At 45.1% G+C, this 15,189-nt stretch carries 13 protein-coding genes; 8 read left to right on the top strand and 5 right to left on the bottom strand.

From position 1 onward, the window contains the following. Positions 1–25: 25 nt before the first annotated feature. Positions 26–664, bottom strand: coding sequence for an outer membrane beta-barrel protein (locus VMW01_07750; GenBank protein ID HUW06140.1), 639 nt, complete (start codon positions 662–664; stop codon positions 26–28). A gap of 292 nt (positions 665–956) precedes the next feature. On the opposite strand from VMW01_07750, the gene VMW01_07755 reads away from it, so the two are divergent. After that, entirely contained in the window at positions 957–1,946 is a 990-nt protein-coding gene (locus tag VMW01_07755; GenBank protein HUW06141.1) for a DUF2971 domain-containing protein, read from the top strand. A gap of 96 nt (positions 1,947–2,042) precedes the next feature. Then, positions 2,043–2,720 (top strand): hypothetical protein, encoded by a 678-nt coding sequence (locus tag VMW01_07760; GenBank protein HUW06142.1) that lies wholly within the window; start codon positions 2,043–2,045, stop codon positions 2,718–2,720. 9 nt (positions 2,721–2,729) lie between these two features. Here VMW01_07760 and VMW01_07765 read toward each other — a convergent pair whose 3' ends face one another. Both VMW01_07765 and VMW01_07770 read right to left on the bottom strand, forming a co-directional pair. Continuing rightward, positions 2,730–5,192, bottom strand: coding sequence for a TonB-dependent receptor (locus VMW01_07765; protein HUW06143.1), 2,463 nt, complete (start codon positions 5,190–5,192; stop codon positions 2,730–2,732). A gap of 251 nt (positions 5,193–5,443) precedes the next feature. After that, positions 5,444–5,734 carry a hypothetical protein gene (locus tag VMW01_07770; GenBank protein HUW06144.1) on the bottom strand — a complete coding sequence of 97 codons (291 nt, stop codon included), beginning with the start codon at positions 5,732–5,734 and terminating at the stop codon, positions 5,444–5,446. 330 nt (positions 5,735–6,064) lie between these two features. On the opposite strand from VMW01_07770, the gene era reads away from it, so the two are divergent. From era to VMW01_07800, 6 genes are all read left to right on the top strand, one after another. After that, positions 6,065–6,952: a GTPase Era gene (gene era / locus VMW01_07775; protein ID HUW06145.1), complete on the top strand. Its 888-nt coding sequence runs from the start codon at positions 6,065–6,067 to the stop codon at positions 6,950–6,952. A 21-nt stretch (positions 6,953–6,973) separates the two neighbouring features. Continuing rightward, a complete protein-coding gene (gene der, locus VMW01_07780; GenBank protein HUW06146.1) occupies positions 6,974–8,287 on the top strand; it encodes a ribosome biogenesis GTPase Der in 1,314 nt (437 codons plus the stop codon). 14 nt (positions 8,288–8,301) lie between these two features. Further along, positions 8,302–8,871 carry a hypothetical protein gene (locus VMW01_07785; GenBank protein HUW06147.1) on the top strand — a complete coding sequence of 190 codons (570 nt, stop codon included), beginning with the start codon at positions 8,302–8,304 and terminating at the stop codon, positions 8,869–8,871. Positions 8,872–8,941: 70 nt separating this feature from the next. Continuing rightward, entirely contained in the window at positions 8,942–9,448 is a 507-nt protein-coding gene (locus tag VMW01_07790; GenBank protein HUW06148.1) for a YfiR family protein, read from the top strand. A gap of 112 nt (positions 9,449–9,560) precedes the next feature. Continuing rightward, positions 9,561–12,188: a valine--tRNA ligase gene (locus VMW01_07795; protein HUW06149.1), complete on the top strand. Its 2,628-nt coding sequence runs from the start codon at positions 9,561–9,563 to the stop codon at positions 12,186–12,188. A 167-nt stretch (positions 12,189–12,355) separates the two neighbouring features. Then, positions 12,356–13,858 (top strand): glutamine synthetase family protein, encoded by a 1,503-nt coding sequence (locus tag VMW01_07800; GenBank protein HUW06150.1) that lies wholly within the window; start codon positions 12,356–12,358, stop codon positions 13,856–13,858. Positions 13,859–13,885: 27 nt separating this feature from the next. Here VMW01_07800 and pdxH read toward each other — a convergent pair whose 3' ends face one another. Next, on the bottom strand, positions 13,886–14,527 hold the full coding sequence (gene pdxH, locus VMW01_07805) for a pyridoxamine 5'-phosphate oxidase (GenBank protein HUW06151.1): 642 nt from the start codon (positions 14,525–14,527) through the stop codon (positions 13,886–13,888). 199 nt (positions 14,528–14,726) lie between these two features. Further along, positions 14,727–15,189, bottom strand: a 463-nt coding sequence (locus VMW01_07810; GenBank protein ID HUW06152.1) for a YihY/virulence factor BrkB family protein, incomplete at its 5' end; no start/stop codon positions are given.

Below are 15,189 nucleotides of genomic sequence, written 5' to 3' on the forward strand. Positions count from 1 at the left end.
CTTGAAAAGCATCTAAATGATTATGCTAAAACTTATAGATTGCGCCAATGGAAAAATTCCCGGTGTTTACCAGGCCATCGAGTCCGGCTCCAAAACCAAAGGAGTTGGTGATGTCCTTGTTGTTGTTCTGATCCTTCTGGGTTGAGGTATTAAAACCAAAATTAAAGAGGGAAATAGAAGCCTCAAGCGACAGCTTCTCCGATACATTGTAGTAAACCACTGGCAAAATAATAAATCCAAAGGTGGTTGTCTTTATCTCCTCGTCGGGCCCAACGCTGGGCTGCTTGGAGTCGCTGTAGCTAAACCCAATTTGCCCCTGCGCAAAAATACCAAACTTGTTCATCTGCAAGAAGTAGTAGCGAGCAAATGGGGCAATTCCAAAACCGGTGGTCTTATCGGTGTAGGTATTGCCACCCACCGTGGTTTTCAGGCTTTGTGCCGTAAAATTAAGAGACACGCCCACGGCCAGCTTGTCGGAGATAAATTTCCCAATAGAAGGAGAAAAGTTAAAGCTCGTATTCTTGGGCTTATCCACCGTAACACCACCCGACTTTTGGCTACCACCAGTGGTATTAAAGCCGAACTGACCTCCTACAAAATACTGGGCTTGAGCACCAACGCTGCAAGTCAAAAGTACTAAGAGAGCAAATAAAATCCTTTTCATAGCGAATATCTATTACAAAAGCCTACTCTTGAGGTTTTTCGGCAACCACCTTTCTGAATAATAATTTCAACATAAAGGTAGACAATAAATCACTGGCAATTTATGCTTAGTGCATTTTTATGGCCAAGCACAAAATGCAATTATTGAAATGCATTGCAAATGTTGTATCTTAGACAACAAACATCTCTAACGCCAATACTGCTAGAGAAAATATTGTGTGCTAAACTTCACTTTACCATTAAAAATAACAGGTGTGTAATTGTAAAGTTGACCTTACAAAAAAATGAAAGGAATGAAAAGTATAACTGAGGGAAAATGGACATACTCACAAGATGATTCAAGAAAAGTAACAGTTAAAAAAAATGGCATTGCAATGCCACCTCCTACCTCTGTCTTTAAATTTTTTGGAAAAAACAGGGTTGAAGATTTTACCAAGGGGATATTTTATGCTGCGCACCCATCTCAATTTAATGACCCCTTCGAATGCTCACCTTTGTTTGTAAAAGAAATTAATTCAAACTTAGTCCAATGTGTAAAAGCAAATTTCTTATCTACCATCATCAATCCCGATACCAAGCTTCATTATGAGAATGCTTTTTTAAGAGATGAAAAAAGAATCTTTATTGAATTAATATACCGTCAATTAGGTATGATTCCTACCTGCGGAAATGTTGATGATACCCGAATGTGGGCCTACTATAATAACCACGAAGGTTTTGCAGTTGAAATTGACATATCAAAAATACCTCCTTTAGTAAAAACAGTTGATAAAGACTGGGGCTTAGAAGTTCTTGGACTATTCCCGATCAACTATGTGGATAACTTTCCGTCAATTGGTATTGAAATGGGAAAATTGTTGTTGTGTTCCATTGCCCTTTCCCTATTTAAGGAAAGAGACAAGTGGCAACATGAAAATGAATGGCGTTTTATATTTAGAGCTAAAAATGGTGAAAATCTTGGCCATCCCCTTTTTAAAAACTGGGATCAGAATGTTAGAAAGATTAAGTTACCAATAGAGTGTATTAAAGCCGTTTATCTAGGTGCAAACTTCATTTTTTCTTTTAACCCCGATGGCTATTTAACAATCGAGCAGGAGTTAATGGTAGAGTATTTATTGAAAAACAAAGAAACCATAAAAGTATACCAAATGGTTTCACAGGAGGATAACTTTAACTTCACTCCTTATGAAACAGGATTTCAATTACGTAATGGGGCATATTTTGCTAAAGACTGGATAGATGGGCAATATTTTGAAATTGGCAAAAAGAACATACCTAAATAACTCTACCTAAACAATCACAATTTCGCATAAACAAAAAACGTCCCATCATACTTCACCACACCATAATTGCTATCTTCGGCCATCAATTTTTTCAATATGGCCAAGAAAAAGAAAAGCCTTTGGAAGTATGCAGCCGAGGCGCTGCTCATTGTGTTTAGCGTGGTGCTGGCATTGGCGCTCAACGAGTGGCGCGAGCATGTAAAGGAGCAGCGGCAGGTGGAGCAAATCCGCATGCGTATAGAGGCAGAACTAAGCCAGAACATAGCGCTGGCTAGCCAGCTGGTATCGGTTCAAAGGAGATTGCTAAACCACCTCGATTCGCTTCAGCAGAACCACATAATGCTTCACCGTTTGGCCACCCCCACCGGAATAAACTTCGACGTGCTAGCCCCAGAAGGCTTTGGAAAAGAGATGACCTACGTGGGCACAGCATGGCGCATTGCCTGCAGCAATGGTCTTGCCTCCCACTTCAGCATTGAAGAGCAGGAGTGCCTCACAAAAACCAACGACCAGCAGGACCATATTTTTGACTACATCGACCAATACCTCAACTACCTATCCTCCATCAATATGCACCAGCTGCGTGAACCGGCAAACCTAGTGATGGTAATACGACAGAAGACGTGGCAGCTGAGAGGGATGGAGACACGCTTGCTTTACCAGCTGCAAGTAGCATTGGCCACCATGTCCAGAACCGACAGCCTCGCTGGGAAACAGTTTTCCCAAATCACAACGCGCCGCCCCGGTGTGGAGCAGCGCGTTGGTCAACCTTAAAAGTATTTACTAAAAATTGAGCGGGAAAATCAGCTTAAAGTCGATGTTGCGACCCATATCGTAAACGCCTGTACGTCCGGTAACGTTGTTTACCGGAGCATACTGCAGCCGGCTGAGGTGGCTTTGGTAGGCCACGTCGGCGAGGTTGTTCACAGTAACGTAGAGCGAACAGATAGTTTTGCTGTTATGCACAAAATCGGTACCCAGCCCAAGGTTCATGAGCGTGTAGCGCGGGCTGGCGGTCTCGGTATTAAAGGCGGAGTAAATTTTATTCTGGGCAAAGAACATGTCTACACCAAAGGAGACATAAGCGTTTTGCAGCACGCCACCCACCTTTTTAGCGTTAAAGCGCAACTCGCTCTGCCAGCGGGCAGGAGGCATAAACGGCAGGTTGCGCGATGAGTCCGGCTGGTTGCGCAGCACTCCCTCCACGTAGGAGAAGGAGTTCTGGAAGTGAATCCAATCCAGCGGATGTGGATGCACATCTATCGTAAATTCGCCACCCTTTAAATTGGCATCGCCCGATACATACTTAAAGGTGCTCACCCCATCGGTAAGCAAATCGGCTCCGTTGGGCAGGGTCTCCTTACGCAGGAATATGTAATTGTTCACGTTGTTGGTAAAGAGGTTGAGCTCTGTAGAAACGTGCTCGCTATTGTAGCCCAATGAGTAGTCGAACTGCATGCTCGATTCCGGTTTCAGGTCGGGATTTCCAACTTCGTAGCGGAAGGTGCCCTCATGAACGCCGTTGGAGCCCAGCTCGGCAATGTTGGGCGCACGGTAGCCACGCGAAAGGTTCAGCTTGGTGTAGAGGCCACCGGGTAGCTGGTAGGCAGCACCTACGCTTCCAGAGGTTCCGGTAAAGACGCTGTTAAACGAAGGAAATCGGAGTGTTGCCGTCGGGTCAGTGGAGGAGGTCGGGGCTTCGTTGGCATCGAGGTAGAGGCTGCTTCCATGCTCCTGCCTACGGTCGTAGCGGATACCGGCGCTCAAGTCTAGCTTGCCAAAGGTGCGTTTTGCCATTACAAAGCCACCAATGTCGAAAAGGTTGTAGGCCGGCACCAGAAATTCGCTACCCTTATTCTGGGAGGTCTGCTCCATACCGTTGACACCGGTTGAAAAATTGATGCCTTTCCAGTCTGGAAAAACATAACGAACATCGTAGCTAAGCGTGTTCAACAAAAAGTAGAGGCCGTAAGCGTTTGGCTTTAGAATATCGGCATACTCCTGCCGTTGGTTCTGCTGAAATCCGAAGATCGTTTTCAGGTAACCCTGGTTTAGCAAAATAGTGTTATCCAATACCAACTTGTAGTGGTGAATCTTCTGGTAAGGTGTTTTTGGCGAGTAGCTCATCATGTCGGAGTGCGTAGCAATGGCAACACCCTCCGTACCATTTGGCAGCATTATGGCCTTCACAAAGTTACCAGTAAGCGAATCACGCTCGCCCTCCACTATGCCGGGGGTGAGGTTGTACATGGAGAAGTGAAGGTGTGAGTAACCCCAATCCCTGTTTAATCCAACCATACCGGAAACGGCGTTCTCTTTAAAACCAGAGTTAAACACGTAACCATCGTAGCGATCTTGGTAGGCATGGGCTTCCCTTCCGCTGAGACGCAGGTCCCAAATCAACCCCTTCTTATTGCCCTGCATATCGGCCGATACGCCATAAAGGCCGTTGTTGGTCTGGTAGTTGAACAGCACGCTGCCCGCCATCTTGCCAACGGGTAATGAGGGAGCTGCAATCATATTAATTACACCAGCCATGGCATCGGAGCCGTAGACTAAGCTTGCTGGCCCCTTTAGAATTTCGACATGGTTTATGGAGTAGGGATCAATCTCAATTCCGTGCTCGTCGCCCCACTGCTGACCCTCCTGCCTCACACCATCGTTAACCACCACTACGCGGTTGTAGCCCAACCCACGGATTACAGGCTTGGAGATGGCTGCACCCGTAGTAACCTCCGAAACACCTGGTTGCTGCGCTATGGCATCGATGGCGTTGGTTGCCGCCGTCTGAAGCAACTCCGTCTTGGAAACTACAGCAATTGGTGTAGGGGTTCTATTTCGTGCGGTGGCCTGCGACAATCCGGTAATTACTATCTCTGTGATCTCCCTTGCCGATGGGCTTAGTGCAAAGTCACGCCGTGTATCGGGTGTAAGGTGAATGGATTCCGCCAGCGTTTGGTAGCCCACGAAGCTGAGCTGCACCATCATCTTTGCTTCAGGAATATTTTCCAAACGGTAATCACCATTCACATCCGAAACCGTACCTACCTGAAGATCGGGAATATACACGTTCACACCGGGTAGCGACTCACCGGTTTTAGCGTCGGTTATTCTACCGTAGAGTGTGGCTCTACCCATTACATCGGTGGCAATGGCGTGAGGGATTATCAAAATCAGCATCCCTAGCATCAAGGAAAATATCTTCAACTTTTTCATCTTCTTTTTATTGGTTAACTGGTGATTCACTGAATTCTATTTTAAACATTGGCTAGAAGCGCTCACCAGATTTTATGATGGCGGTGCGCATAGAATTCAGGAGTATTCTATATTCAACTACAAAATGAGTGAAAATATGGCTACGGGTAATTTCGGCTAGGTCCTATGAGATGATTATGTATAACACGGCCATAATTAGGTTGCCCTACGCAAAACTACATGCCTTAAACTAGCATTACATCGATAATCAAAACTGGGATAGCAGCAGGAATTGGTATCCTCTATCCGAGGAAAGTTCCAATCTGTCGAGTCTTGGGAGGAGCTCTTAAAAATAAATTACCGAAAAAGGTTTCAGCTACAGCACCGTAGAAACTTGGTAGAATGTATGGAGTGAAATGCTCCTCATAAAAATTTAGGCTAACGGTATGCGGAACATCAGGTGTAACTGGTGAGTAATCGCAAATAGGACAGTAATCGCTTTGAGCACTTATTTCCTGACGGGTTGAAATAGAGATGTGGCCATGGCTATGGTGTACCACCGTATGCACGCTCACGTATAAAATCGGTAGCATGTATAGCAGGAGTGCAAGCTTGGCAAAAACTCTATTCTGTGTTTGCATATATCCTATAACGCAATAAATGCAAAGGAAACACGAATAGATGACAAATGTTTTGAATTAAGAGTAATTAACATTGCCATTTTGTTGTCCTTACAACAATTGAGCTAAATACCAATAACTTAAGTTGCCATTTTTAACTAATCATATGGGAATGGTTACAGTCGATATTTAAGCTAACTCAAAAGGTATTTGAAATAGTGCAATAATTTGAAATATTAGCCTTTAGATAGCAGCTGAACCACCATTTCATGCTATCTTTGTCATCTTAAAAAAATTAGTAACATGGCGCACAAGTCGGGTTTTGTGAACATAATAGGCTTCCCAAACGTAGGAAAATCAACACTGATGAACTCCCTAGTGGGAGAAAAGCTCTCCATCATCACCTCAAAAGCGCAAACTACTCGACACCGCATCATGGGCATTGTGAATGGCGAAGATTTCCAAATTATATACTCGGATACCCCTGGTGTTCTCAAGCCTAGCTACAAGCTGCAGGAGAACATGATGCAATTTGTATACTCTGCTCTTTCTGACGCCGACATCATTCTGCTAGTTACCGAAATGGGTCTCGAAGTTGAGAAACATGCCGAGATTGTTCAAAAAGTTACCGCACTCAAAGTGCCAATAATTGTGGTGGTGAACAAGGTGGATACCGCTACCGACCAGAATGCCGTGGTAGACTACATGAACCTTTGGCAGGCATGTATCCCTGAGGCAAAAGTGATTCCAGTATCGGCACTGCACAAGTTTAACCAGGAGGCCTTGCTAACCGAAATTCTCGAGAAACTCCCCGAAAATCCCGAATATTTTCCAAAGGATCAGATTAGCGACAAGACCATGAGATTCTTTGTATCGGAAATTATTCGCGAGAAGATCCTTATCACCTATCAAAAGGAGATCCCCTACTCGGTAGAGGTGGTTGTGGAGTCGTATAAGGAGTCGGAAAAGATGATCCATATTGAGACAACCATCTTTGTTACTCGCGATACGCAGAAGGGCATTCTTATTGGCCATCAGGGGTCCATGCTCAAACGAATTGGGACCAAGGCAAGACACGATATTGAGGATTTTGTGGGAAAAAAGGTTTATCTGGGTCTGCACGTAAAGGTGCTCGACAACTGGAGAGACAACGATTTAATTTTAAAGCGATTTGGCTATAATCAGAACTAAAATATAGTAGCAGAGCAGAAGATGGGAAATATTGTTGCAATTGTTGGGCGGCCTAACGTAGGGAAATCGACCCTCTTCAACCGGTTGGTTGGCGGTAGGCAAGCCATTGTGGATGAAACGGCCGGGGTGACCCGCGATCGCCATTACGGAAAAACAGACTGGAACGGAAAGGAATTCTCCATTATCGATACTGGAGGGTATATCAGCAATTCCGAAGATATTTTTGAGGGTGAGATTCGCAAGCAGGTAATGCTGGCCATAGAGGAGTCGGATCTCATTCTATTTTTAGTAGACGTTGCCGATGGCATCACCGATCTCGATAATGAGGTTGCCCGTATGCTGCGCAAGGTTACCGATAAAAAGGTATTTCTGGTTGTTAACAAGGTGGACAACACCCAACGCTACATGGAGGCCAACGAGTTTTACTCGCTTGGGCTAGGTAACTACTTCGCCATATCGTCTATCAACGGCAGCGGTACGGGTGACCTGCTTGACGCCGTGGTTGACGCCTTACCTTCCGAAATTGAGAATAACGAAGGGCTCGACGACCTACCTAAAATTGCCATCGTGGGCAAGCCAAACGTAGGCAAAAGCAGCCTCACCAATGCATTGCTGGACGAGGAACGGAATATTGTTACTCCCATTCCTGGCACCACCCGCGACTCCATTCTTACCCGCTACAATAAGTTTGGCCACGACTTCTACCTCATCGATACTGCTGGCCTTCGGAAAAAGGGAAAGGTTACCGAGGATTTGGAATTTTTCTCCGTGCTTCGGTCGATTCGCTCCATCGAAAACTCTGACGTTTGTGTTCTTATGCTCGATGCCACCGAAGGTATTGAATCGCAAGACCTCAATATTTTCAACCTTATTACGCGCAACCGAAAAGGGGTAGTTATTCTGGTAAACAAGTGGGACTTGGTGGAAAAGGATAACAATACCATGAAGGAGTATACAGAGGTTATCCAAAACCGGATTGCTCCATTCAAGGATGTACCTATCCTGTTCGTTTCGGCCAACACCAAGCAGCGCATCTACAACGTGCTCGACGAAATTATGCACGTTAATCAAAACCGTCGCAAGCGAATTCCTACATCACAACTCAACGAGGTGATGCTTCCAATTATTGAAGCGTATTCTCCTCCCGCCATAAAGGGAAAATTTGTGAAAATTAAGTTTGTGATGCAGCTACCGACCTTCGCACCCAGCTTTGCGTTTTTTTGTAACTTGCCTCAGTACGTTAAGGAGCCATATAAGCGCTACCTCGAAAATAAACTCCGAGAGCAGTTTGACTTTACCGGCGTTCCCATTCAAATTTTCTTTAGGCAGAAATAACCAACCTGTCACAAATGGCAAGGTATAAATACATACAGAATGGACAGCAATGGGTAAAGGCCAAAGCCCATGGTGTCCATTTTGCCATTTTAGCTGCAGTGTTTATTCTTATCATCTCATTAACAGCCTGCCTGAAGGAGTCGACCTATTCCGATACACCAATCATTTCGTTCCAAAATTTTTCCCTAGTATATGGCACCGACCAGCTAGGCAACAAAATATGGACCGGAACGCTAAAGATAAATTTCACCGATGGTGATGGTAACTTTGGACTTCCCGACCCAGACTCCACCACCCTGCCGCAGTATCGCTACAATCTTTTTTTGACGAAATACGTTAAGCAGAACGGCATTTTTACGGCTGTGCCAGACAGCGATCTTGCTACACCCCTTAGCTACACAGTGCCCTACGTAGCACCAGTTGGTAATAATAAAGCCCAAAAAGGAACCATAACCATTCAAATACAATACTACTCCGAAACCGCCGATACTATTATGTATAGCTTCTATATCACCGATCTTACCCTTAACAACAGCAATGTTGCTGAAACTGGAGAAATCGTTTTTCCGGTTTCCTCAAAGTAATCGGTACTTCAGTAGTTTCCAATTCCACATCTTTTTTTTATAACTTACGGCGGCCAAAATCCCAGAACGAATGAAGAAGGGCTTGTTCTGCCTTATTCTGGTTTTACTGCTTCACCTTTCATCCTCTGCCCAACTGGCTAAGGTGCAGGCTGGGTTTATCTATAACTTCACCAGATATCTTACCTGGGACGAGAACTCTATGGGTGATGTTTTTGTGATTGGAGTTCTAGGAAACACTAATACTACTGAGATCCTTCGCATGCTTGAGGGTAACCGAACAATCCAAAATCGTCAAATAGAAATAAAAACCTATGAGTCCGTTGGGGAAATTGGCAAATGCCTCATTCTTTACATTCCGAAGGAGCGTAGAAACAGCCTTGAAGTTGTGTTGGCAAAAATTGGCAATAATCCTACCCTTATTATCTGTGAGGAGGAGGGAATGGCTGCAAAAGGTGCCGGCATAAACTTTTTGATGGAGAACGGAAGGGTTACATTCGAAATTAATCCTGCTGCCATAAAGAGGCAGGGCATTACCATTAAGCCACAGTTGTTGGCTCTTGCCCACAAAGTATATTGATCCATTTCTCCGTTACAACCCATTTATTGTCAGAAAAGAAAATCTCCTTTTCAATAAATTTATAAATTTGTGCCTTTGCTAAAAATTATACGATTATAACCGAATACCTCAGATGGAAATTCCTGCAAAGTACGACCCCTCTTCAATCGAAAACAAATGGTATGCCTTTTGGATGAGCCAAGGTTTTTTTCGCTCTATTCCCGATGGTAGAGAGCCATACACCATAGTGATTCCTCCGCCAAACGTAACCGGCGTTTTGCACATGGGGCACATGCTCAACAATACCATTCAGGATGTTTTTGTTCGCCGTGCTCGCATGCAGGGCAAGAATGCCTGTTGGGTTCCCGGAACCGATCATGCCTCCATTGCAACCGAAGCTAAGGTGGTAGGTAAGTTAAAAGAGCAGGGCATTGAAAAGGCATCGCTATCGCGTGAAGAATTTCTAAACCATGCTTGGGAATGGACCCACAAGCATGGTGGCATCATACTAGAGCAACTCAAGAAGTTGGGTGCCTCCTGCGATTGGGAGCGTACCTGCTTCACCATGGACACAGAACGCTCCGAAAGCGTGATTAAGGTGTTTATCGATCTCTACCGTAAAGGGTTAGTTTACCGTGGTGTGAGAATGGTAAACTGGGATCCCCAGGCCAAAACGGCACTGTCGGACGAGGAGGTTATTTACCGTGAAGTACAGAGCAAGCTATACTACCTACGATACATTATTGAGGGCACTAAGGACTACGTGGTGGTTGCTACCACCCGTCCCGAAACCATATTGGGCGACACGGCCGTGTGCGTTAACCCCAACGATCCACGTTACGCCTACCTTAAGGGCAAAAAGGTTACGGTACCGCTGATTAATCGCATTGTCCCAATTATTCAGGACGAATACGTAGATATAGAGTTTGGTACCGGTGTTCTTAAAGTTACCCCCGCCCACGACATCAACGACTACATGCTGGGGCAGAAGTATAAGTTGGAATCCATCGACATTTTCAACGACAACGGAACCCTCAACGAGAGAGCACAGCTATACGTTGGGAAAGACCGGTTTGCAGTTCGCGACGAGATTGTAAAGGACCTTGAAAAGGCAGGCCTTATTGAAAAAATAGAGGGATACGTAAACAAGGTTGGCTTCTCGGAGCGAACCGACGTTGCCATTGAGCCCAAGCTAAGCACCCAGTGGTTCCTCAAAATGGAGGAGCTGGCAAAGCCTGCGCTCGAGGCCGTAGAGAGCGACAACATACAGCTCTATCCAGCAAAGTTCAAGAATACCTATCGTCACTGGATGGAAAACATCAAGGATTGGTGTATTTCGCGACAGCTATGGTGGGGCCACCGAATTCCGGCCTACTACCTTAGCAATGGTACCTTTGTGGTAGCAGAAACGGAAGAGGAAGCACTTGCGTTGGCGAAAAAGGAGACGGGTAACTCTAACCTAACAACTGCTGATCTCCATCAGGACTCCGACGTGCTCGACACCTGGTTCTCATCGTGGCTATGGCCTATTTCTGTTTTTGATGGCATCCGTAATCCTGAGAATCCCGAAATTAACTACTACTACCCCACCAACGACTTAGTAACGGCTCCCGAAATACTATTCTTTTGGGTTGCTCGCATGGTTGTTGCTGGGTATGAATATAGAGGCGAAAAACCATTTACCAACGTTTACCTTACCGGCATTGTGCGCGATCAGCAACGGCGTAAAATGTCGAAACAGCTGGGGAATTCACCCGATCCGCTCGATCTCATTGCCAAGTATGGCGCCGATGGTGTTCGAGTAGGTATGCTGCTGTGCAGCCCCGCTGGCAATGACCTCCTCTTCGACGAAAACCTAACTGAGCAAGGCCGCAACTTCAGCAACAAAATATGGAACGCCTTCAGGCTAGTAAATGGTTGGCAGGTAGACAGCACCATTCCTCAACCCGAGCATGCACGCCTCACCGTGGAGTGGTTCGACGCCATGCTCGACAAGACCATTGAGCAGGTCAGCCAGCAGTTCGATGCCTACAACGTATCCGAGGCCTTGATGGTGATATACAAGCTCTTTTGGGACGAGTTTTCGAGTTGGTACCTAGAGGCCGTTAAGCCAGGATTTAATCAGCCTATCGACAGTGTTACCTTCAACGCCACCATTGGTTACTTCGAAAAGTTGCTCAAGTTGCTCCATCCATACATGCCCTTCATTACCGAGGAGATTTATCACCTCATCGCCGAGCGCGAAGTTGGTGACTGCATCATGGTGAGCCTGTTACCTCAATCCAAACCATACAGCAGCAGTCTGCTTGAGGAGTTCGATAACCTAAAGGAAACGGTGACCAACATCCGCTCTATTCGGCAGGATAAAAACATTCCTCAGAAAGATGCGCTTGAGCTATTTGTAAAGCGCGATGGTGTGCCAACGATAGACCTTTCATCGGTAATTTGCAAAATGGCAAACCTCACCGCCATTACCCACACCGAATCGAAGGTAGAAGGAGCCTCCTCCTTCTTGGTAAAAACAACGGAGTTCTTCCTGCCGCTTGGAGGCCTGCTCAACGTTGAAGAGGAACTAAATAAGTTGAATGCTGAGCTCACCTACCTCCAAGGATTTCTGGTTTCAGTTAATAAAAAGTTGAGTAACTCCAGCTTTGTAAATAATGCACCCGCCAAGGTTGTAGAGGTGGAGCAGAACAAAAAGGCAGACGCTGAATCGAAGATAAAAGCCATCATGGGACAGCTTGCACAATTAAAGAAATAGCCAGCTTTTAGCTACAGTTATATATACCGTCATGCAAATGGCGGTATTTTTTTTTGAAAATGGTCGAAACAGGTTATGTTTTCTAACATTGACGCAATCGTTTGAAAATTGTTGGTTAATTTGCCCTAAATAGTTAGTTTTGCCCAATTTCATTAATAAGATTCCCAATGAGTGAGACAGAAATTTCAATGAGTCCCAATGAGTTGGTGCAGTTTCTTCAGAAACCTTCATCGGAATTCACAAAGCAGGATATCATAAATTTTGCAGAAGCCAATGGCATTGAGATGGTCAACTTTCGATACGCCGCTGAAGACGGAAAGCTGAAAACGCTCAACTTTGTGCTGTGGAGCAAGGAGCACTTGGATACCATCCTTTCCGGAGGTGAGCGTGTGGATGGTTCGAGCCTCTTCTCCTTTATTGAGGCAGAATCGAGCGACCTCTACGTTATACCCAGATTTCGAACCGCTTTCGTTGATCCCTTTGCCGAAGTCCCAACATTGAACATTCTCTGCTCATTCTACAATAACGAGGGTAAACCGCTCGAAAGTTCTCCTGAATATATTCTCCGCAAAGCTCACGAAGATTTTAAGTCGAAAACCGGATACACCTTTAAGGCCTTAGGTGAACTCGAATATTACGTTATTTCCGAAGATCAGCAATTCTACCCCGGAGTGGACCAGAAGGGATATCACACCTCTGAACCATTTGCCAAATGGGAAGCAATAAGGGTGGAGGCCTTACGCTATATCACCCAAGCTGGAGGTCATGTAAAGTATGGCCATTCGGAAGTTGGTTGCTTTACCCAAGGTGGCATTCATTACGAGCAGCACGAAATTGAGTTTTTGCCCATGCCCGTGGAGCAGGCAGTAGAGCAAATGATTATAGCTAAGTGGATACTCCGCATGTTAGGATACCGCTACGGAGTCAATATTAGCTTTGCACCAAAAATCACTGTAGGCAAAGCTGGTAGTGGGCTGCACATACACATGATGCTTGAAAAAGATGGCAAAAACATGATGGTTGCCAACGGTAAACTTAGCGACACAGCACGAAAAATGATTGCTGGAATTTTGGATGTTGCCGACGCACTCACAGCGTTTGGCAATACTATCCCTACCTCCTATCTGAGACTTGTTCCCCATCAGGAGGCTCCAACCAACGTTTGCTGGGGCGACAGAAACCGTTCTGTGCTGGTTAGGGTACCGCTCGGATGGAACGGCGCCAACATCATGCTCCAAGAAGCAAATCCTAACGAGCCAACACCTAAGTTGAGTGAAAGCAAACAGACGGTGGAATTCAGGGTACCCGACGGATCGGCCGACCTATACTGCCTACTTGCCGGACTTGTAGTTGCTTCAGAGCATGGCATCTCCATGCCCAACGCGCTGCAGCGTGCTCAGGAACTTTATGTCGATTGCAATATTTTTAAGGAAGAAAACAGGCATATTCAGGAAAAACTAGAACAGCTCCCTACCTCATGCTACGAATCGGCTGAAAGGCTTGACAAAAAAAGAGAAGTATTTGAAAACAATGGCATATTTCCTAAAGGTGTAATCAACAATACCATAAGAATTCTTAAATCGCACAAGGACCAAGGATTGAGCGAGAGATTGTATGGCAAGAACGATGAAATTAAGCAACTCGTAGAAAAATATCTGCACATTGCATAGCAAAAAGCCCCGAAAACGGGGCTTTTTTTATGGAGCAAGTCGTTCAATTATCCACTCTTCATTTTCGAGTCGATATTGAATTCTATCATGCAACCGGTCTGGCCTACCTTGCCAAAACTCTATTAGTGAAGGTTGTAGCAGATAGCCTCCCCAGTTATCAGGTCTATTTATCTCCCTGTTGGAGAACTCCTCCTGGTAGTCGGACTTGAGATTTTCCAGGTATCGCCGATTGGGAATAACCTGGCTCTGTGGAGAAGCCCACGCACCAATTTTGCTTCCAATTGGTCGTGTTTTAAAGTAGCGATCCGACTCCTTGGAGCTCATGCGCACAATTTTCCCCTCAATCCTTACTTGACGCTCCAGCTCAGACCAGAAAAAGACAAGTGCTCCAAAGGGGTTTTGTATAATCTGCTTTGACTTACGGCTCTCATAGTTGGTGAAAAAAGCAAATCCACTTTCGTCTACTCCTTTTAGTAGCAAAATTCTGGCAGAAGGTTTACCCTCAAAAGTAGAAGTGGCTAGGGTCATAGCATTAGGCTCGGGAACATTGGACTTTAAAGCCTCAGAAAGCCACTGATCAAACTGAATAATAGGATCAGAATTCACCTCCGCTTCAAGCAACTCAGCAAGCATATACTCCTTCCTAATACCGGCAATACTCTTCTTCATCTATTTCTATGGTTACATCAATAATGTAATATCTATATGGCACGCATTAAGTGTAGTATCCTTATGTTGTAACTTCTTTACTCTCCCTATTTAATATGCTTCGCTCAACCCAATCATAGTATACAAAGGTGCGCGTTGCCATAAAAAACGTTTTTCAAAAATTTTTGTTTAACTTTTTCTTGCTGATTTTTAAAAGTTATTATAAAATTACATGCCGCTTATTGTTCCCAGCTGAAAAAATGCTGACGTTTAGCTCAAAGCCAATGAGTAGAGCAATGGCGTTGAAGTAAAGCCAAAGCATGAGCGCCATAAAGCTCCCGATAGAGCCGTAGAGCTTGTTGTACTGCCCAAAATCATTTACGTAGGCAGAAAAACCAAGCGAGGTAACTATGGCCAAAATGGTTGCAAGAGTAGCCCCTGGCGAAAAAAAACGGAACTTCATTCTCTTTGCAGGAGCATAGAAGTATAGCAAAGCAATGGAGAAAAAGAAAAGAGCAAGAACCACGATCCACTTGCCCAATACAAGCAGGTATAGGGTAATTCCCTCCTGCAATATTCCATGCATTTCGAGATAACCCAGCACATACTGGCTAAAGAAGATGAGAGACGTGGCAAGTGAAACAAGGAGCGTAAGAAGCAGGGTAAGGAAGATGGAAACTAAG

The organism is Williamwhitmania sp., from assembly GCA_035529935.1.
Classification (GTDB): Bacteria; Bacteroidota; Bacteroidia; order Bacteroidales; family Williamwhitmaniaceae; genus Williamwhitmania.